21 protein-coding genes are annotated in these 19,728 nt (G+C 62.2%); 11 read left to right on the top strand and 10 right to left on the bottom strand.

From position 1 onward, the window contains the following. Window positions 1-6: 6 nt before the first annotated feature. Window positions 7-1,062, top strand: coding sequence for a glycerophosphodiester phosphodiesterase family protein (locus tag AC0NIH_RS24000; RefSeq protein WP_473466732.1), 1,056 nt, complete (start codon window positions 7-9; stop codon window positions 1,060-1,062). 266 nt (window positions 1,063-1,328) lie between these two features. Here AC0NIH_RS24000 and rpsI read toward each other — a convergent pair whose 3' ends face one another. The 5 genes from rpsI to AC0NIH_RS23975 all read right to left on the bottom strand — a co-directional run bounded on the left by rpsI (window position 1,329) and on the right by AC0NIH_RS23975 (window position 3,630). Then, complete coding sequence (rpsI, locus tag AC0NIH_RS23995; RefSeq protein WP_023764104.1) at window positions 1,329-1,811, bottom strand: 30S ribosomal protein S9; 483 nt, start codon at window positions 1,809-1,811, stop codon at window positions 1,329-1,331. Between the two features lies 1 nt (window position 1,812). Further along, window positions 1,813-2,277 (bottom strand): 50S ribosomal protein L13, encoded by a 465-nt coding sequence (rplM, locus tag AC0NIH_RS23990; protein ID WP_023764105.1) that lies wholly within the window; start codon window positions 2,275-2,277, stop codon window positions 1,813-1,815. Between the two features lie 262 nt (window positions 2,278-2,539). Further along, window positions 2,540-2,938, bottom strand: coding sequence for a type II toxin-antitoxin system HicB family antitoxin (locus AC0NIH_RS23985; protein ID WP_023764106.1), 399 nt, complete (start codon window positions 2,936-2,938; stop codon window positions 2,540-2,542). A gap of 10 nt (window positions 2,939-2,948) precedes the next feature. Continuing rightward, window positions 2,949-3,134 (bottom strand): type II toxin-antitoxin system HicA family toxin, encoded by a 186-nt coding sequence (locus tag AC0NIH_RS23980; protein WP_473466735.1) that lies wholly within the window; start codon window positions 3,132-3,134, stop codon window positions 2,949-2,951. Window positions 3,135-3,180: 46 nt separating this feature from the next. Beyond that, window positions 3,181-3,630, bottom strand: a complete 450-nt coding sequence (locus tag AC0NIH_RS23975; protein ID WP_473466736.1) for a PaaI family thioesterase — start codon at window positions 3,628-3,630, stop codon at window positions 3,181-3,183. A 169-nt stretch (window positions 3,631-3,799) separates the two neighbouring features. On the opposite strand from AC0NIH_RS23975, the gene AC0NIH_RS23970 reads away from it, so the two are divergent. The 6 genes from AC0NIH_RS23970 to AC0NIH_RS23945 all read left to right on the top strand — a co-directional run bounded on the left by AC0NIH_RS23970 (window position 3,800) and on the right by AC0NIH_RS23945 (window position 8,290). Continuing rightward, window positions 3,800-4,621 (top strand): enoyl-CoA hydratase, encoded by an 822-nt coding sequence (locus AC0NIH_RS23970; RefSeq protein ID WP_473466738.1) that lies wholly within the window; start codon window positions 3,800-3,802, stop codon window positions 4,619-4,621. 13 nt (window positions 4,622-4,634) lie between these two features. Further along, window positions 4,635-5,057 carry a VOC family protein gene (locus AC0NIH_RS23965; protein WP_013895948.1) on the top strand — a complete coding sequence of 141 codons (423 nt, stop codon included), beginning with the start codon at window positions 4,635-4,637 and terminating at the stop codon, window positions 5,055-5,057. A gap of 27 nt (window positions 5,058-5,084) precedes the next feature. Beyond that, entirely contained in the window at window positions 5,085-5,861 is a 777-nt protein-coding gene (locus AC0NIH_RS23960; RefSeq protein WP_473466740.1) for an AAA family ATPase, read from the top strand. Next, entirely contained in the window at window positions 5,858-6,379 is a 522-nt protein-coding gene (locus AC0NIH_RS23955) for a CoA-binding protein (protein WP_023776332.1), read from the top strand. Before AC0NIH_RS23960 ends, AC0NIH_RS23955 begins: the two co-directional genes overlap by 4 nt. 158 nt (window positions 6,380-6,537) lie before the next feature. Further along, on the top strand, window positions 6,538-7,818 hold the full coding sequence (locus tag AC0NIH_RS23950) for an O-acetylhomoserine aminocarboxypropyltransferase (protein WP_023764113.1): 1,281 nt from the start codon (window positions 6,538-6,540) through the stop codon (window positions 7,816-7,818). A gap of 124 nt (window positions 7,819-7,942) precedes the next feature. Beyond that, window positions 7,943-8,290, top strand: a complete 348-nt coding sequence (locus AC0NIH_RS23945) for a cupin domain-containing protein (protein ID WP_473466743.1) — start codon at window positions 7,943-7,945, stop codon at window positions 8,288-8,290. Here AC0NIH_RS23945 and AC0NIH_RS23940 read toward each other — a convergent pair whose 3' ends face one another. From AC0NIH_RS23940 to AC0NIH_RS23925, 4 genes are all read right to left on the bottom strand, one after another. After that, complete coding sequence (locus AC0NIH_RS23940) at window positions 8,291-9,355, bottom strand: hypothetical protein (RefSeq protein WP_473466745.1); 1,065 nt, start codon at window positions 9,353-9,355, stop codon at window positions 8,291-8,293. A 25-nt stretch (window positions 9,356-9,380) separates the two neighbouring features. Beyond that, entirely contained in the window at window positions 9,381-10,631 is a 1,251-nt protein-coding gene (locus AC0NIH_RS23935; RefSeq protein ID WP_473466747.1) for a cytochrome P450, read from the bottom strand. Window positions 10,632-10,736: 105 nt separating this feature from the next. Further along, a complete protein-coding gene (locus tag AC0NIH_RS23930; protein ID WP_473466749.1) occupies window positions 10,737-12,116 on the bottom strand; it encodes a pyridoxal phosphate-dependent decarboxylase family protein in 1,380 nt (459 codons plus the stop codon). An 84-nt stretch (window positions 12,117-12,200) separates the two neighbouring features. After that, window positions 12,201-12,791: a hypothetical protein gene (locus AC0NIH_RS23925; protein ID WP_473466751.1), complete on the bottom strand. Its 591-nt coding sequence runs from the start codon at window positions 12,789-12,791 to the stop codon at window positions 12,201-12,203. 351 nt (window positions 12,792-13,142) lie between these two features. On the opposite strand from AC0NIH_RS23925, the gene clpP reads away from it, so the two are divergent. The 4 genes from clpP to AC0NIH_RS23905 all read left to right on the top strand — a co-directional run bounded on the left by clpP (window position 13,143) and on the right by AC0NIH_RS23905 (window position 18,497). Continuing rightward, window positions 13,143-13,772 (top strand): ATP-dependent Clp endopeptidase proteolytic subunit ClpP, encoded by a 630-nt coding sequence (gene clpP, locus AC0NIH_RS23920; protein WP_013895939.1) that lies wholly within the window; start codon window positions 13,143-13,145, stop codon window positions 13,770-13,772. A 294-nt stretch (window positions 13,773-14,066) separates the two neighbouring features. Continuing rightward, a complete protein-coding gene (gene clpX / locus AC0NIH_RS23915; protein ID WP_013532190.1) occupies window positions 14,067-15,341 on the top strand; it encodes an ATP-dependent Clp protease ATP-binding subunit ClpX in 1,275 nt (424 codons plus the stop codon). A 274-nt stretch (window positions 15,342-15,615) separates the two neighbouring features. Beyond that, window positions 15,616-18,027: an endopeptidase La gene (lon, locus tag AC0NIH_RS23910; protein ID WP_352711686.1), complete on the top strand. Its 2,412-nt coding sequence runs from the start codon at window positions 15,616-15,618 to the stop codon at window positions 18,025-18,027. 197 nt (window positions 18,028-18,224) lie between these two features. Beyond that, window positions 18,225-18,497, top strand: coding sequence for an HU family DNA-binding protein (locus AC0NIH_RS23905; RefSeq protein ID WP_006201846.1), 273 nt, complete (start codon window positions 18,225-18,227; stop codon window positions 18,495-18,497). An 85-nt stretch (window positions 18,498-18,582) separates the two neighbouring features. Here AC0NIH_RS23905 and AC0NIH_RS23900 read toward each other — a convergent pair whose 3' ends face one another. Beyond that, window positions 18,583-19,605 (bottom strand): aldo/keto reductase, encoded by a 1,023-nt coding sequence (locus AC0NIH_RS23900; RefSeq protein ID WP_473466753.1) that lies wholly within the window; start codon window positions 19,603-19,605, stop codon window positions 18,583-18,585. Window positions 19,606-19,728 lie beyond the last annotated feature (123 nt).

Here is a 19,728-nt window from a genome sequence, read left to right as displayed (position 1 = left end):
TTCTCGATGCGGACCATCTGGCTGCGCGTTCTGTTTTCCACGGCACTCGCGGCCGCCTGCGGCCAGGCCTTGGCCGGCGAGACCCGCGCCAGGCAGATCCTCGACCGCTTCGAACACGCCAATCAGTGGCGCGACCACGTCCTGGTGGCCGCGCATCGCGCCGGCAGCATGCAGGCCGGCAAGACGCTCTATGCGGAAAATTCGCTCGCGGCTGTCGAAGGCTCGATCGCCATGGGCGCCGAGATCGTCGAGGTCGACATCAGGCGCTCGAAGGACGGCGAGTTCGTGGTCATGCATGACAGTTGGCTCGACCGCACCACGACCTGCAGGGGCGAGGTGGTCAACTACACGCTGGCCGAACTGAAGGCCTGCCGGCTGGTGGTCGAGGGCACCGGCACCGTCACCAGCGAGACGGTCTCGACGCTGCGCGAAATGCTGATGGCGACCAGGGACAGGATCCTCATCAACCTCGACAACAAGCTCGAGATCGGCGACCTGCCGGGCATGATCGCGGTGGCCCGCGATCTCGGCATGGCGGATCAGGTCATCGTCAAGGAGAACCTGTGGAACCAGGGCAGGATCACCGCGGTAAAGGCCGCCATGGCTGCGATCGGCGGCGTCCAGTTCATGCCGATCATCGCCGATGACGCGGTGCATGATGCCGGTTTCGCCGAGACGGTCGACCACGCTTTTGCGCCGCGCGCGGTCGAGCTGATCAACTGGCGGGCAGGCGCGCAGACCCTTACCGAGACCGGCGGGCCGCTGTTCAGCACGCGCATGCGGGCGGCGGCGGTGCGCGGCAACTGGCACATCTGGGCCGACACCTATGCCATCGTTGGCAAGCCGGGCGGCTTCCTGGCCGGCGGCCGTGGCGACGAGCTGGCGGTGCAGGCCAGCCTGCCGCGCGAAGCCTGGGGTTTTTGGGCCGACCGCGGCGCCACCATCATCCAGACCGACGAACCGAAGGCGGCAATCGGCTGGCTGGGGGCGAACGGCTACCGCGTGCCTTATGCCGATGAGGCACGGCCGGTTGAGGCCGCCAGCACCGCCAGCATCAACTAGGAAAAACCAGGAAATCCGACGCTGGCGCCATCACCCCACCCGGCGCTACGCGCCGACCTCCCCATCGAGGGGAGGTAGGGCGCCAGGTTTTTGTCGGTCTCCTATCCCGACCGTTCCGACACCGCATTGGCCGGTGCAAAACACGCCTTCTTCTACCTCCCCTTGATGGGGAGGTCGCGCCGCAGGCGCGGGTGGGGTGACTGCCGAGCCGCAAACAAAAGGGCCGCCCGGAGGCGGCCTTTTCGATTGTCCAAACTGCGGAGCGCTTAGCGCTTCGAGAACTGGAAGGAGCGGCGGGCCTTCGCCTTGCCGTACTTCTTGCGCTCGACGACGCGGCTGTCGCGGGTCAGGAAGCCGCCCTTCTTGAGCACGGCGCGCAGCGCAGGCTCATAGTAGGTCAGCGCCTTGGAGATGCCGTGACGCACAGCACCGGCCTGGCCGGAGAGGCCGCCGCCGACGACAGTGGCGACGATGTCGTACTGGCCCGCACGGTTCGAAGCGATGATCGGCTGGTTGAGGATCATCTGCAGGACCGGACGCGCGAAATAGGTCGCGAATTCCTTGTCGTTGATGACGATCTTGCCGGAACCCGGCTTCACCCAGACGCGCGCGATGGCGTTCTTGCGCTTGCCGGTGGCATAGGCGCGGCCCGACTTGTCGAGCTTCTGGACGTGGACGGGTGCCGCGGCCTGCGTATTGGTGTTGCCGGTGGCGGCGCCCAGTTCTGCGAGCGAGGAAAGCTCAGCCATCTTATGCGACCTTCTTGTTCTTGGAATTCAGCTTGGCCACGTCGAGGACTTCTGGCTGCTGGGCGACATGCGGATGCTCGGTACCTGCATAGACGCGCAGGTTCTTCATCTGGCGACGGCCAAGCGGGCCACGCGGCACCATGCGCTCGACGGCCTTCTCGACGACACGCTCGGGGAAACGGCCCTCGAGCAGCTGGCGCGCGGTGCGCTCCTTGATACCGCCGGGGTGGCCGGTGTGCCAGTAATAAACCTTGTCGGTGAACTTCTTGCCGGTGAACACCACCTTGTCGGCATTGATGACGATGACGTTGTCGCCGTCGTCGACATGCGGGGTGAAGGTCGGCTTGTGCTTGCCGCGAAGATGATTGGCGATGACAGTGGCGAGACGGCCGACGACGAGACCCTCGGCGTCGATCAGGATCCACTTCTTCACCACATCCGCAGGCTTCTGCGAAAAGGTTGTCATGTTTTCTGCTCTCGGTTTGGACCTTCCCCAAAAATAGAGAAGGCGTTTCTTGTTGCTTGGATTGGCGATGAGCACTTGCCCGCCGCCAATATCAAAACGGCGGCCTTTGCGGGCCGCTGCTTCGTGACGGCTTATAGGCGAGGGTGGGGAGCGCGTCAAGGCGATCAAAAAGGCGAATATCAAGAAAAATTAAGCAAAAACAGGCGCTTGTGTAAAAGGTATTATTTTACCACATCGATTTGCGATCGATTCTCGGACGATCTCAATGCTTTGCTTCGATTTCCCTGCGAGCGGCGCTTGAAAGGAACGCCGATCGCGTAATGCCACGCTCGCGTGCCGCGGCGTCGATCGCCCGCAAAACGCCGCGCTCGAAAGTCACGTTCGCCCTGACGACTGCGCTATCATTGTCGATGAGGGGGACCGAGACCAGATAACCGCCTTCGGCAAGCGCATTGCGGATATTGGGAAGGGCGACAATCGCTTCGTGGCTGGACGGTTCTGGAACAGGCATGTCCTCCGCCCATAACTGCAAGGCTTCGACGGCGTTGGGTACGATGTCTTCCGCTGCATCCGCGGCGGAAAAACAGCCGGGAATGTCAGGGAAGCGTATGCCGAAGGCACTGTCCGGATCTTTGTCGACCAGTGCGAAATAGTTCTTCATTGCGATCCCCTTACCTGATCCAACCAGCCTGCTTGGCTATGGCGCGAGCTGTACCTGTCGGCAGATCCTTCTCAGGGTGCGGAACAATCAACACGATCTCGCCTTTCCGAAATTTGTTGTGCGAGCCGCGTGAAATGAGCTCGAACCTTTCCTCCTTGAGGCGCTTCACGATTTTACGACTGTCTCGCTCGAGCAAAAATCACCTATGCGCATATATATACACATTGAATGGAATTCAATCGTCAGGATCGCTTCGGCGGGATCGAATAGGTCCCCGTCGCGTGCGCGATCGTGTGTCCGCCCTCGCCGGCGACGATGTCGATGTCGAACACCATCAGGCTCTTTCCCAGCTTCAGGATGCGGCAGTGGCCATCGATCGGTCCTGTCCCGGCCTTGCGGACGAAGTTGATGTTGAGGTTGGTGGTGACGGAGAGCGCATCCGGCCCGGCATGGCTGAGGACGCAAACATAGCCGCCAATGTCGGCCAGCGTGAACAGGGCAGGGCCGGACACCGTGCCGCCGGGACGAAGATGCCGGTCGCCGGCATTGAGCCGCACGATGCAGCCGCCCGGGAAAACGTCGATCGCCTCATAGGCCGCGACTCTTTCGTTAAGCTGCGGAAACTCGGTTTCCATCAGCGTATTGACTTGTGCTGCGGTCAGCACCGGCTTGAGGCTGGTCTGGGCGGGCATGTCGGTCTCTCGTTCTGTGCCAAGCCTGTATGGGCGCAGGACGGTATTTCTTGCAACACCTCCGTCCCTCTGGCGCAAGCAATCGGTGTTGGACGAAACCCGATCCGATATTAGATAGTCCGGTATCTGATACTCAGGCAGCCCGAGCGGAATCGCGGAGACCTCAACCATGGCCGAAATCCTTGCCATTAAGCCTGCCGCTGTCGAGGGGCCGGTCGCGACCCGGCTGGACAAGGGCGTGCTGCGCCTCATGCTGGCCAATCCGCCCGCCAACGCCCTGTCGCTGGCGGTGATGGCGGCGCTGACGGCGGAACTCGAACGCGCCAAGGCCGACAAGGCCGTGCGCGTCATCGTCCTGTCGGCGGCAGGCAAGGTGTTCTGCGCCGGCCATGACCTCAAGGAGATGACCGCGCGGCGTGCCGACGCCGATCGCGGCAAGGCCTTTTTCGAAGAGACGTTTGCCGCTTGCGCCACGTTGATGCAGGCGATCGTGCGGCATCCGCTGCCCGTTATCGCCGAGGTCGACGGCCTGGCGACGGCCGCCGGGCTGCAACTGGTCGCCAGTTGCGACCTGGCGATCGCCTCGCACGAAGCGACCTTCTGCACGCCGGGCGTCAATATCGGCCTGTTCTGCTCGACGCCGATGGTGGCGCTGTCGCGCAATGTCTCGCGCAAGCAGGCGATGGAAATGCTCTTGACCGGCGAGACGATCGACGCGGCCACCGCCAAGGACTTCGGCCTGGTCAACCGTGTCGTGCCGCGCGAGTACCTGAATCAGACTGTCACCAAATATGCGCAAACCATTGCTTCCAAATCGTCTTTGGTGGTGAAGACCGGCAAGGAAGCCTTTTACGCCCAGGCCGAGATGGGATTGGCGGACGCCTATGCCTATACCGGCCGCGTCATGGTCGAAAACATGCTGGCGCGCGACGCGCAGGAGGGCATCGGCGCCTTCATCGGCAAGCGCAAGCCGGAATGGACGGACGAGTAAGGGAGACGCACTCATGGAACCGCGCATCTCCATCATCACCATCGCTACCGACGATCTTGATCGCGCGGTGCGCTTTTACGAGGCGATGGGCTTGAAACGGCATGCCGGCATCACCGAAGGCGTCGCCTTCTTCCAGATGGGGGGCGTCATTCTCGGCCTGTTCCCGCGCGAAAGCGCCGAGCAGGATTCCGGCGTCTCCTTCACCGGGGCGCCGTCCGCCGTCTATCTCGCCTACAACACCCGCTCTGATGCCGAGGTCGACGAAGTGCTCGCCATGGCGGAAAAAGCCGGCGGCCGCATCGTCAAGCCGGCCGGACGTGCTTTCTGGGGCGGCTGGTACGGCTATTTTGCCGACGCCGACGGTCATGTCTGGGAAGTGGCGCACAATCCGGCCTTTCCGATCGCGGAAGACGGCACGATTTCGCTGCCCGAATGATGCAGCCCCAGCGATGCTGACCAATTGATGGCCCACCGCAAGCAGCTGACGCGGCTCAAGGCCCCCTATCTCAAACGCGTCCTGCTCGATCCCGAGCGCGTGAACGATTGGGAAAAATACCCGTGGAACCTGCCGCTGTTTCGCGGCCGCGCCTTCGAGCTCGAATTCACCACGCCGATCACCATCATCGTCGGCGAGAACGGCACCGGTAAATCCACCTTGCTCGAGGCGATCGGCGCGCTGGCCGGTTACGACGAGGCCGGCGGTGGCAAGGGCTACAGGCCGGTCGACCATTCCGGCGCCATCGACAAGAGTGGCGCCGCGCTGGCGAACACATTCCGTGGCCATTGGCTGCCGAAGGTCACCGCCGGCTGGTTCTTCCGCGCCGAATCCTTCTACTCCGTCGCCCGCTATCTGGATCAGGCAGCGCTGGATTCGGGCGAGGCGCCGCCGGATTTCCTGTCATGGTCGCATGGCGAGGGGTTCATCCGCTTTTTCGAGGAACGCTGCCGCAGGCAAGGCATCTATATCCTCGACGAGCCTGAAAGCGCGCTCTCCCCGTCGCGCCAGATCGAACTGCTCAAGATGCTGCGGCGCATGGACCAGTCGGGCACCGCGCAGGTAATCATGGCGACGCACTCGCCGCTGCTGATGGCCTGTCCCGGCGCGCGGCTGTTCCGCATCAGCCGGTTCGGGCTCGAGCCCGCCGACTTTCGCGACACGGACCATTTCCGCATGCTGCGCGATTTCAGCAATGACCCGGATGGTTTTCTCACCGAGGCGTTGTATGAGGACGAGGCATGAATCACGATAGCTACGACAACACCTACATCGGCGGCATCCTCAATTCGGTGAAGACCATCGCCATGGTCGGCGCGTCGGCCAATGACGTCAGGCCAAGCTATTTCGTGCTGAAATACCTGCTGGCCAAGGGGTTTTCGGTATTTCCGATCAATCCTGGCCAGGCCGGCAAGGAAATCCTTGGCCGGATGACCTATGCCAGGCTGGCCGACATTCCGGAGCCGATCGATATGGTCGACATCTTTCGCGCGCCGGCGGCGGTGCCCGGCATCGTCGACCAGGTGTTGCTGCTCGATCCGCTGCCGAAAGTGATTTGGATGCAGCTTGGCGTGCGCCATGACGAAGCAGCCGCGCGCGCCGAGGCCGCCGGCATCAAGGTGGTGATGAACCGCTGCCCCAAGATCGAGTACGGCAAGCTCTCCGGCGAGATCGGCTGGACCGGGGTCAATTCCGGGGTGCTGTCGTCGAAGAAGCCGCTGATGCGCCAGGGCTTTCAGAGTTTTGGTGTGCGCCAGAAATAGGCTATGGGCTAAGGCGCAAAATTATTCCGGAAAATGCCGCATTTTCCTGCGGCTTGGTCGAAGGTCCCACGCCGAAGGGTATTTTCTTCTTTGCATTCCGTGCCGGGCTTCGCCAAGAATGCCCGGCGATTTTCAGAAGGTTTTTAAGGGAGGTTTCCGTGACCCGTACGCCCGGTTTCAATACGCTCGCCGTCCATGCCGGCGCCAAGCCCGATCCGGCCACCGGCGCGCGCGCCACGCCGATCTACCAGACCACGTCCTTCGTCTTCGACGACGCCGACCATGCCGCCTCTCTCTTCGGCCTGAAGGCCTTCGGCAACATCTACACCCGCATCATGAACCCCACGCAGGCTGTGCTCGAAGAGCGCGTCGCCGCACTCGAAGGCGGCACGGCTGCCCTTGCGGTGGCATCCGGCCACGCCGCGCAGGTGATCGTGTTCCACAATCTGATGCAGCCGGGCGACAATTTCGTCGCCGCCAACAAGCTTTATGGCGGATCGATCAACCAGTTCGGCCATGCCTTCAAGAATTTTGGCTGGGAGGTGCATTGGGCCGAAGCCAATGATGTCTCGACCTTCGAAAGCCAGATCGACGACAGGACCAAGGCGATCTTCATCGAGAGCCTGGCCAATCCTGGCGGCACCTTCGTCGACATCGAGAAGATCGGCGAAATCGCCCGCAAGCACGGCCTGCCGCTGATCGTCGACAACACGCTGGCCTCGCCCTACTTGATCCGGCCGATCGAGCACGGCGCCGACATCGTCGTCCATTCGCTGACCAAGTTCATCGGCGGCCATGGCAATTCGATCGGCGGCGTCATCGTCGATGGCGGCACCTTCGACTGGTCGAAGTCGGGCAAATATCCGATGCTGTCGGAACCGCGCCCCGAATATGGCGGCCTCGTCCTGCACGAGACCTTCGGCAATTTCGCTTTCGCCATTGCCGCGCGCGTGCTCGGCCTGCGCGATCTCGGCCCCGCGATCTCGCCGTTCAACGCCTTTCTCATCCTGACCGGCCTCGAAACCTTGCCGCTGCGCATGCAGCGCCATTGCGACAACGCGATAACCGTCGCCGGCTGGCTGTCCAACCATCCCAAGGTCGCCTGGGTGAACTATCCCGGTCTTCCCAGCGACAAGAACAATGCGCTGCAGAAGAAATATTCGCCGCTTGGCGCCGGCGCCGTGTTCACCTTCGGCCTCAAGGGCGGCTATGAGGCCGGCGTCAAGTTCGTCGAGGCGCTCGAACTGTTCTCGCATCTGGCCAATGTCGGCGACACCAAGTCGCTGGTCATCCACCCGGCGTCGACCACGCACCGCCAGCTTTCCGACGAGCAGAAGGTCAAGGCCGGTGCCGGTCCGGACACCGTGCGGCTTTCCATCGGCATCGAGGATGTCACAGACATCGTCGCCGACCTTGAACAGGCGCTCGCCAAGGTCTGATTTTTGAGTGAGTAGTCAGTAGTCAGTAGTCAGTAGTTAGTAGTGACTAGCCACCCGAGCGTCGACGGGAGCGCTTCCACTCACTAATCACTACTGACTACTGACTCACTGTGGGAGGCAAGTCTTGTCCGCGCATTACCTGACAGTATCGACCGACAGCGTCGAACCCGAATCCGGCGCACCAGCGCCGGATCGGCTGATCTCGGGCGATCCGCAATTCCGCACCTGGAATGTCGAGGAGCGGGATGGCGGCCTCTACGCCGGCATTTGGGAATCCACCCCGGGCAAGTGGCGCATCGTCTATGACGAATGGGAATTCTGCCACATCCTGTCCGGGGTCTCGATAATCGCGGAACAGGGCGGCAAGGCGCGCACGGTCAGGGCAGGCGACAGTTTCGTGCTGAGGCCAGGCTTCAAGGGCAGCTGGGAAGTGCTTGAAACGACACGCAAGGAGTATGTGATCAAGCTGTGATCACTTCGCCGGAAACTGGCCGAGGCAGGCTTCCGAGGCCTTGTCGTGGGCGGTCAGCAAATTGGCGTCCTGGGCTTCGAGATCGGCGTCGGCAATCTCGTCGCGATAATATTGCGTCAACAGGTCCAGCCCTTCCTGGGCGACACCCTGGGTCGGCATTTCCCGCGCCAGACAGCCGCAGAGGCTGAGTGCGCGGTCCGGCGAGCCGACCTTGCGGTTGGTCAGGATGAACTCCTGGGCCGGGCAGGCGGCGATGAAGTCGTTGAAATCGAGCCTCTGTTGCGGCTGGTCGCCATGGTTGAAGTAGGCCGGCTGCCACTGGCTCTTGCCGCTGACGACGTCGCAGCCGGTTGCGGTGTCGCTTGCCTGCGTGCTGACGGCTTGCCAGGCTTTCTCCTTGTCGCCGCTGGGATACTCGAAATTCTCGCCCAGCGAGGCGGCATATTGGTCAAGGTCGGCCTGGGTGAAACCGATCGCCTTGAGCCGATTGAACTGGCATTGGCATTCACCGGCAACCCGCTCGGCCTCACCTTCTTCCGGCTGTTCGCTGGATTTGCTTTTTTGGCAGGCGGCGATGAAGACGGCGCCGTCGAGCGACGTGGCAGGGAAGGTCGAGACTTCAGCGTAGCGGTCGCCGGTCCAGCCAAACAGCTTTTGGTCTAGTTGCAGATCGATGAAGCCGTCGCGTTTGAAAGCGCCGAGCGCGACCCTGTCTGGAGGCGTCAGCCTCGCACCGGGGATGTCACCGAGAACCTCACGGTAGCCATCGCCTTCCAGCACGAACAGGAAAAGCCCGCATTTGGCGCCATCGCAAGCCGGATCCGCGACGTAGGCGTAGATTTCGGACAGACCGTCGAGGTTGAAGTCGACTTCATAGGCCGAGAACTTGTCCGCGGGCACGGCAGCGCCCGTCTGGCGCTCCAGCAGGCCTGCCGCCATCGCCCTGGCGATGGCATCGCTGTTTTCCTGCGGGATATTTTCCGGCTGCTGCGCCTGGGCGTGCGCCAGGCATGCGCATAGCAACGCCAATGCGAACGCCGTCGCCAGTTTGGAAAACAGTCTCATCGCGCAGCCCCAGGCCCGCCATCGTTCAAAAGCCGACGGCGAGCGTTTCCAGCCCATGGAAGTGGTAAGTGTCGCGGAAGCGCGGGCTTTCGGCAAGATGGAGCTTTGGCTGGCGCTCGAACAAGGTCTTCAGCGACACCTGCAATTCGAGCCGGGCGAGCGGCGCGCCGATGCAGAAATGGATGCCGGCGCCGAAGGACACGTTCTTCTGGTCTGCCCGGTCCGGCCGGAAGGCCTGCGGGTCGGCAAAGGCGCGCGGGTCGTGATTGGCCATGCCGAGCAAGAGCCCGATCGTCTGGCCCGGCTGCACGACGATGCCTGGCGCCACTTCGATCTCCCGATAGGCGTATCGGGTGAACATGTGCAGCGGTGCGTCGAAGCGCAGGCATTCCTCGACTGTTGCCGCAGTTGCTTCCAGAGAGGTGAAGAAGCGGCGCGGGTCGCCCTGTTGCGCCAGGATCGAGCGCACCGCATTGCCGGTCTGATGCACGGTCGCTTCATGGCCGGCGTTGAGCAGCAGGATGGCCGACGACACCATCTCGTCCTCCGACAGTCTTTGGCCGTCTTCCTGCGCCGAGATCAGCAGCGACAGCAGGTCGTCACCCGGGTTCGTGCGCCGTTCAGTGATATAGCCGCGCAGGAAATCGGCAAATTCGCCCGCGGCGCGGTTGGCCGTTTCCTCGGTCTCGCGGGTGCGGCCATGGATGTACATGGCGACCATTTGATGTGACCAGTCGAGCAGTTGCGGCCCCATCTCGACAGGCACGCCGAGCATTTCGGCGATGATGGTGATCGGCAAAGGCGCTGCGAAGGCGGGCAAGAGGTCGACCGGGCCGGCCGGATCGAAACGGTCGATCAGCTCATTGGCGAGCGCTTCGACACGCGGCCGCAGCCGTTCGACCTGGCGCGAGACGAAGGCGCGATTGACCAGCGTTCGCAGCCGGGTGTGCACCGGCGGTTCCAGCTCCAGCATGGAGTTCGCTTCGATGCCGTCGAAAGCCTTGAGATGGCTTCTGTCCTGGCCGATGCCGCGACTGTCGGGAATGCCAGCCGGGCTCTGGCGGCCGAAGCGGCGGTCGCGCAGCAGCCGGTTGACGTCGTCGAAGCCGCCAAAGCACCAGAAACCGAACTCCTCCCAGAAAAACGCATTCGATACGCCGTGCAGGTGTGCATAGGCCTCGTAGGGGTTGAGGAAGAAAGCTGGCTCGTGCGGGTCGAGCCGCAGGTGGCGGGTGGCTGTATCAAAGGCCAGATAGGGGAGCGTCGATTTGGTCATGCCAGACCCATAGCGCGGCTTGCCAGCCTCATTCCAGACCGTATGTTGGCGCCCGATAGCCTATGAGTTGAGCCAGCCGGCGCGGCTGCGGAAGGTCTCGGCGGCTCAGCGATTGAGCTCTTCGGCGGCGGCAATGATTTCCGATACAATGGCCCGTATGTCATCGGGAGTCGTCCGGTGATTGACGAAACATGCCCGCAGCACGAACTGACCATTGATCGTCGCATTCGACAGGTACACCCGGCCGCGCGCGATCACGCGTCGGAGGATTGCTTCGTTGTCCTTCGAGCGGTGACGGAAACAGACCGCGCTCAGCGACACGGGCGCAAGCTGTTCCAGTTCTGGATGCAACGCGATAGTTTGCGCCAATATCTGCGCATGGTCGAGATCGCGCCTGATGGCTTCGCGATAGGCACCGCGTCCGTGAAACTGCAGCGACATCCAGAGCTTCAGCGCGCGGAAGCGTCGGGACAGCTCGATCGACTCCTCGAAGAACGCAAAGGCTTCGGTGGGATCTTCGCTCAATATCCTGACATAGTCGTCGCTGTGCGAGAAAGTCGTGCGCGCGATATCTGGATGACGATTGAGCAGGCAGCCGCAATCGAGTGGTTGATACAGCCATTTGTGCGCGTCGAGCGACAGCGAATCCGCAAAGGACAGACCCTGGAACTTTTCCGGCACCGCCAGAGCCGCCATCCCGCCATAGGCACCATCGACATGCATCCACAGCGCCTCCCTGCGGGCAATGTCCGCGATTTCGGGGAGGGGATCGATTGCGCCGGAGACGATGGTGCCGACCGTGGCCACGATGGCGATAGGCACGTTTCCGGCCTCGCGGTCGGCGGCTATGGCTGCCTGGAGGGCGTCCGTCCGCATCTTGAATTTGTCGTCGACGGGGATCAGGCGCAGATTTTTTCTGCCGATGCCCAGCAATGCGACGGCTTTCGGTATCGACATGTGCACTTGCTCGGAAGCATAGATCACGCATGGCTGTACGCCCGTTTCGTTGGCAGGCAGCTTCGCTTCCCGCGCCATCGCCAGCGCCATGAGGTTGGCCATCGAGCCGCCGCCGCACAGGCTGCCTGTAAATCCGGCGCAGCCGACGGCCTCGGCCAACCATCCGACGACGGCGCGTTCGATGGATGTCGCCGCCGGCGCCGACCGCCATGACGTCACATTTTGATTGAGCACGGCGGCCAGCAATTCCCCCAGCGCGCCGATCGGTTCGCCCGAGCCAACGACGTAACCGAAGAACCTGCCGGTGCCGGGGCGCGCATGCTCCGCTATCGACTTGAAATCCTGCAGGATTTCCCGACCACGACCGTTCTCCAGCCAAGGCCGCGAGAACAGCTCGGTCGTGTCCTCGCTGGTGGTCGAGGGATATGCCCGACGCCCTTCGAGAGACGCCCAATAGCTTTTGGCCAGCCCCAAGGCTTCTTCCGCAATATCCGACAGTTCCTGGTTGGAAATTTCCAGGTCGCGCATTGCTCGGCCCAAAACAGGTTTCCGTTGCGCGCAGGCTACACTTCCGGTTGAAATCCAACAACCGCCGTGGGGTCGTCTATGTCGCTAGTCCTGGCAATGCCTTGGTATATGCACGCGCCGCCAGCCTGACGACCCTTCGCGCACGAGAACGCGCCTTGCGACGGTCTGGTAAGAGGCGGGAATATCGATGACGCGCCTTTGCTCGGGCCGAACCAGCACTTCCTCGGCAATCCGGTCATACTGCGCCGCAATGACGATGCGCCGTGTGCGCTCCGGCTGGACCACCACGGTCTCGGCGACGCGTTCGTAGCGCGCCTTGTGCCAGACCTTGCACAGCACCCTGCGGCCATGGATGACGCGCCATTCCCAGGAATATCCGCCATCATCGACCTGGACCGTATGGTAGACGGTGCGGGTGACGGCGGGCACGACCTCGTAGCTCACCTGGGCCGGAACGGTCATCACCACGCGTTCGCGCGTGCCGTAGATGGGCGGGTCGTAGTCTACATGCTGGCCTGGCGGGCTGACCATCACGTCCTCGTAGACCGTGTCGTAGACGGCAGGCGAACGGACCGGCTCATAGCATTCGACGGCGCGGCCACCGGCCGCGGTCGGCGAAATCGTGCCGAGCACGGTCAGCCCGGCAATGGTGAAGCACGCGATTTTCCCAGGCATGGCACTCCCCCTGCTGAACGGCGCAATGACAGTTCAACGTTGGATTGTAGGGGAAGCGGCTTCGGAGGAAAGCGGTTTCGGCGCATTTCGTTAAGTGACGCGGTTAAGAAACTGCTACCCGGCTGACCCGGGGTGTGCGTTATAGAGCGGCAGAAGCGTCGGCCGCTGCGAATCCTTGGCTGGAAACCTTGATTCGACTTACCCAGATGGCTAGGACGGGTCGGCCTTGCACAAGGATGAGCCGGCATCCTATTTACAGAATAACGATCCAGAACCGATTCTGCCCGACTTGCCAGCCCACTTGCCAAGCTTCCCGGAGCCGGAATCCCACCGCGAGATAAGAGACAACGAATGAAGAACCCCGTCGAAACCTACATGAACCTCGTTCCGATGGTGGTCGAGCAGACCAATCGCGGCGAGCGCGCCTACGACATTTTCTCGCGCCTCCTCAAGGAGCGTATCATTTTCATCACCGGTCCGGTTGAGGACGGCATGGCGACGCTGGTCTGCGCGCAGCTCCTGTTCCTCGAAGCCGAGAATCCGAAGAAGGAAATCAACCTCTATATCAATTCGCCGGGCGGTGTCGTCACCTCGGGCATGGCGATCTACGACACCATGCAATTCATCAAGCCGGCGGTGTCGACGCTCTGCATCGGCCAGGCGGCCTCGATGGGCTCGCTGCTCCTGACCGCGGGCCACAAGGACATGCGCTTCGCCACGCCGAACGCCCGCATCATGGTTCACCAGCCCTCCGGCGGTTTCCAGGGCCAGGCGTCCGACATCGAGCGTCATGCCCAGGACATCATCAAGCTGAAGCGCCGCCTCAACGAGGTTTACGTCAAGCACACCGGCAAGAGCTACGAAGAGATCGAGAAGACGCTCGACCGCGACCATTTCATGACCGCCGACGAGGCCAGGGACTTCGGCCTCATCGACAAGGTCATTTCGTCGCGCGAGGCGGCCGAGGGAGCGCTGGCATAAGGGCTTGTTGGCAGTTGGATGGCACCATTACGCGCTTTTGGCGCGTCTTGCGTCATTTCGGCCACAATTGGCTGTTCCCTCGACGGTCAGGATTGCCTACGTTAAGGCTATGTTGATTTTCGACGGCTTAGCTTTGCGTGGGGAGCTGCGAATCATTGCCACGTTTTCTGATTTGTGTTTCGTACGGAATACGTTGCGGGAGCCGGGACACTGGCGGCGGCGGATTCCCGCGATAGATTGAAGTTGCGCCCTTTCAGCCAGACCATCGGCGGGCGGCCATGAAAGGACATGAAAATGAGCAAGGTCGGCAACAACAGCGGTGATTCCAAGAACACGCTCTATTGCTCGTTTTGCGGCAAGAGCCAGCACGAGGTGCGCAAGCTGATTGCTGGCCCGACGGTCTTCATCTGCGATGAATGCGTCGAGCTCTGCATGGACATCATCCGCGAGGAGAACAAGACCTCGATGGTGAAGTCGCGCGAGGGCGTGCCGACACCGCAGGAGATCCTCAAGGTTCTCGACGATTATGTCATCGGCCAGCCCTACGCCAAGCGCGTGCTGTCGGTGGCGGTCCACAACCACTACAAGCGCCTCGCGCATGCCGGCAAGAACAACGATGTCGAACTGGCGAAGTCTAACATCCTGCTGATCGGCCCGACCGGTTGCGGCAAGACGCTGCTCGCGCAGACGCTGGCCCGCATCATCGACGTGCCGTTCACCATGGCGGACGCCACGACGCTGACCGAAGCCGGCTACGTCGGCGAGGACGTCGAGAACATCATCCTGAAGCTGCTGCAGTCGGCCGACTACAATGTCGAACGCGCCCAGCGCGGTATCGTCTACATCGACGAGATCGACAAGATTTCCCGCAAGTCCGACAATCCCTCGATCACCCGCGACGTGTCGGGCGAGGGCGTGCAGCAGGCACTTCTGAAGATCATGGAAGGCACGGTCGCCTCCGTGCCGCCGCAGGGCGGCAGGAAGCACCCGCAGCAGGAATTCCTGCAGGTCGACACCGCCAACATCCTGTTCATCTGCGGCGGCGCCTTCGCCGGACTGGACAAGATCATCTCGGATCGCGGCCGCAAGACCTCGATCGGCTTCGGCGCCGTCGTCGCTTCGCCGGAAGATCGGCGCACCGGCGATGTCTTCCGCCTGGTCGAGCCGGAGGATCTGTTGAAGTTCGGCCTGATCCCGGAATTCGTCGGCCGCCTGCCGGTCCTGGCGACGCTGGAGGACCTCGACGAGCCGGCGCTGATCCAGATCCTGACCGAGCCGAAGAACGCTCTGGTCAAGCAGTATCAGCGGCTGTTCGAGATGGAAAATGTCGACCTGACCTTCCACGAGAACGCCTTGTCGGCGATCGCCAAGCGCGCCATCGAGCGCAAGACCGGTGCGCGCGGCCTGCGCTCGATCATGGAAGCGATCCTGCTCGATACGATGTTCGAACTGCCCGCGCTCGAAGGCGTGCGCGAAGTGGTGATTTCGGAGGAAGTGGTGACCGGCAGCGCCCGGCCGCTCTACATCTACTCCGAGCAGAAGGAAAAGAAGGGCAATGTCAGTGCCTGATATGGCACTTCAGCCCATATTTTTGTGGAACGGCGCCCTTGCGGCGCCGTTTTGCTATGACGGGCCTACGACCGTTGCAATGGAATGGATTGCGGACGATGTTAACTCTTGATCTTTGCCCCGCTTGCATCCACCTAACACGAGAAGGCCGAGGTGCCCGATTTCTGTGCTGTAAAACTCCCGTCACAAACGGTGGTAGGCGGAACGATCCCCGGTCGTTAATATAAGATTCGCGGTTGGCTCAATTAGCGGCCGCGACATGAAAGGTTGGACAATGGCCAAAATATCCAAGGCTCCCAGCGACGGCGTCTTCGCAGTCCTGCCACTGCGCGACATCGTGGTGTTCCCGCACATGATCGTTCCGCTCTTTGTCGGGCGTGAGAAATCGATCAAGGCGCTGGAAGAGGTGATGGGGCAGGAAAAGCAGATCCTGCTTGCCACCCAGATGAATGCCGCCGATGACGATCCCGAGCCCGATGCCATCTTCGATATCGGCACGCTCGCCAATGTGCTGCAATTGCTGAAGCTGCCCGACGGCACCGTCAAGGTTCTGGTCGAGGGCGCCTCGCGCGCGAAAATCGTCTCCTTCACCGACCGTCCCGACTTCCACGAGGCCCGCGCCACGGCGCTGGTCGAGCCGGAAGAGGAAGAGGTCGAGGTCGAGGCGCTGGCGCGTTCGGTCGTCACCGACTTCGAGAACTACGTCAAGCTGAACAAGAAGATCTCGCCTGAAGTGGTGGGCGCTGCCAGCCAGATCGACGACTATTCCAAGCTCGCCGACACCGTTGCCTCGCATCTCGCCATCAAGATCCCCGAGAAGCAGGAAATGCTGGCCACGCTCTCGGTCAAGGAGCGGCTGGAAAAGGCGATGGGCTTCATGGAAGCCGAAATCTCCGTCCTGCAGGTGGAGAAGCGCATCCGCTCGCGCGTCAAGCGCCAGATGGAGAAGACGCAGCGCGAATACTACCTCAACGAGCAGATGAAGGCGATCCAGAAGGAGCTCGGCGAAGGCGAGGACGGCCGCGACGAGGCCGCCGAAATCGAGGCGCGCATCAAGAAGACCAAGCTCTCCAAGGAGGCCCGCGAGAAGGCGGAAGCCGAATTGAAGAAGCTGCGGACGATGTCGCCGATGTCGGCGGAATCGACCGTCGTGCGCAACTATCTCGATTGGCTGCTGTCGATCCCATGGGGCAAGAACTCCAAGGTCAAGCAGGATTTGGCTTACGCGCAGAACGTGCTTGATACCGATCACTTCGGCCTCGACAAGGTGAAGGACCGCATCGTCGAGTACCTTGCCGTGCAAAGCCGCCAAAAGAAGCTGAAGGGGCCGATCCTGTGCCTCGTCGGCCCTCCCGGCGTCGGCAAGACCTCGCTCGGCAAGTCGATCGCCAAGGCGACCGGTCGCGAATTCATCCGCATGGCGCTGGGCGGCGTGCGTGACGAAGCCGAGATCCGTGGCCACCGGCGCACCTATATCGGCTCGATGCCCGGCAAGGTCATCCAGTCGATGAAGAAGGCGAAGAAGTCCAACCCGCTCTTCCTGCTCGACGAGATCGACAAGATGGGCCAGGACTTCCGGGGCGATCCGTCGTCGGCGCTGCTCGAGGTGCTCGATCCCGAGCAGAACTCGACGTTCATGGACCATTACCTCGAGGTCGAGTACGACCTGTCGAGCGTGATGTTCGTGACGACGGCCAATACGCTGAACATCCCTGCGCCCTTGATGGACCGCATGGAGATCATCCGTATCGCCGGCTATACCGAGGACGAGAAGATCGAGATCGCCAAGCGGCACCTGATGCCGAAGGTGGTGCGCGATCATGCGCTGCAGCCGAAGGAGTTTTCCGTCGGCGAGGACGCGATCCGTGCCATCATCCAGACCTACACCCGCGAAGCGGGCGTCAGGAGCCTGGAGCGCGAGCTGATGAAGCTCGGGCGCAAGGCGGTGACCGAGATCCTGAAGACGAAGAAGAAGACGGTGACCATCACGGCGGCAAACCTCGCCGATTACCTTGGTGTCCAGCGCTTCCGCTTCGGCCAGGTCGAGGCTGACGATCAGGTCGGCGTCGTTACCGGGCTTGCCTGGACGGAAGTCGGCGGCGAGCTGCTGACGGTCGAAGGCGTCATGATGCCCGGCAAGGGCCGCATGACGGTGACCGGCAATCTGCGCGACGTGATGAAGGAATCGATCTCGGCGGCGGCCTCCTATGTCCGCTCGCGCGCGCTCGATTTCGGCATCGAGCCGCCGCTGTTCGACAAGCGCGACATCCACGTCCACTTGCCGGAAGGCGCCACGCCGAAGGACGGCCCGTCCGCGGGTGCTGCGATGGCAACCGCCATCGTGTCGGTGCTGACGGGTATTCCGGTCCGGGCCGATGTGGCGATGACTGGCGAGATAACGCTTCGCGGCCGCATCTTGCCGATCGGCGGCCTCAAGGAGAAGCTGCTGGCCGCATTGCGCGGCGGCATCAAGAAGGTGCTGATCCCGGAAGACAACGCCAAGGATCTGGCGGAGATACCGGACAACGTGAAGAACGGCATGGAAATCATTCCGGTCTCGCGGGTCGGCGAGGTGTTGCGCCACGCGCTGGTGCGTATGCCGGAGCCGATCGAATGGGTCGAACCGGTCAATCCGCCGGCCACGACGGACACCACCGACGATGCCGGAAAGTCGCTTGCACATTAGTAATTGCTAAAGTTGCAGCGCACAAACAGAAGAGCCGGGCCTCGCGCCCGGCTTTTTCATGTGAAAAACCCCGGAATTCCGGGCTTTTTCCGGTTTTTTCCTGCCTTTTCGACTTGGTTGCGGAAGCGCTTCTTTCTAAAGTCCGTTTCCTGCCGGATGAGTCGTTAGTTCCGGTGTTCTCATGGAAGGGAATTTTTATGAACAAGAACGAACTGGTGTCCGCTGTCGCCGACGCCGCGAGCATTTCGAAGGGTGACGCGCAGTCGGCGGTCGATGCGGTATTTTCCGTGATCACCGGCGAACTGAAGAAGGGCGGCGATGTCCGGCTTGTCGGCTTTGGCAATTTCACCGTGTCAAAGCGTGCGGCTTCGACCGGCCGCAACCCTCAGACCGGCGCCGAAGTGAAGATCCCGGCACGCACCGTGCCGAAGTTCTCGGCCGGCAAGGGCCTCAAGGACGCAGTCAACTAAGCGTTTTTTCTTTTTCAGAGACCAGAAAAGCCGGGCCCGCCCGGCTTTTCGTTTTTGCGCGTGCGGCCGCGAGGGCCGCCCCGGCCTATGCGGTCGGCGCCTCGGTGCGCATCAGGCCTTCCTTCTTGAGGTCGGCCCACAGGGCCGCGGGCAGCTTGGCGTCGAGCAGCGACCGGTTGCTCTCCACTTCGCTCGGCCGCTGGCCGCCGGGGATCACCGAGACGACCGACGGATGCAGCAGCGGGAATTGCAGCGCCGCCTCGATCAGCCTGACGCCATGGCGCTTGCAGACGCTCTCGATGCCCGCGACCCGCTCAAGGATGTCCTTGGGGGCCTCGGAGTAATTGTAGTAGGCGCCCGGCTTCGGCCCGGTTGCCAGGATGCCGGAATTGTAGGGGCCGCCGAGAACGATGCCGATGCCGCGCTTCTGGCAGAGCGGCAGGAAGGACGTCAGCGCCTCCTGTTCCAGCAGCGTGTAGCGCCCGGCAAGCAGGAACAGGTCGAAATCGCCGCGCTCGGCCAGCGTGTGGGCAACCTGCCATTCATTGATGCCGCCGCCGAACGCCTTGATCACGCCCTGGTCACGCAATGACAGCAGCCCGTAATAGCCCGAGCGCATGAACTCCTCGATGCGCTTGTCGGACGCTTCCTTGCTGCCATGGGTGAAGATGTCGACATCGTGCACGAAGAGAATATCGATGCGGTCGACGCCGAGGCGCTCCAGCGAGGCCTCGAACGAACGCATGACGCCATCATAACTGTAATCGTACACCTCGCGCCGCGATGGCGTGTCGAAGAACTTGCCGATGCCCGTGCGTTGCTCCGGCGGGCAGGCGCGCATGATGCGGCCGACCTTGCTCGACAGCACATAGTCGTCGCGCTTCCTGCCGCGCAGGAACGGGTTGAGGCGTGTTTCCGACAAGCCAAGCCCGTAGAGCGGCGCGGTGTCGTAGTAGCGGCAGCCGGTCCCCCAGGCGGCCTCGAGCGTGGCATTGGCGTCCTCGTCCGAAACGGCGCGGTAGAGATTGCCGAGCGGCGCGGTGCCGAAGCCGAGCTCGGTAAAAGTGATGCCGCCATTGCCGATGCGGTCAAAATGCCGTGTCTTCATGTCCTGCAGTGTCCCGGATTGATCTGTGAGTTGATTTGTCTGACATGACATTATCATGCCTGCGATCAGGCAAAAGCGCCGCGCGGCGTTGGACACGCATTTTCGCGGTTGCTAGCATGAACG

This window comes from Mesorhizobium sp. WSM1386 (assembly GCF_055901595.1).
Note: the sequence above shows the minus strand (reverse complement) of the source record. Positions and strands in the feature narration are given on the sequence as shown.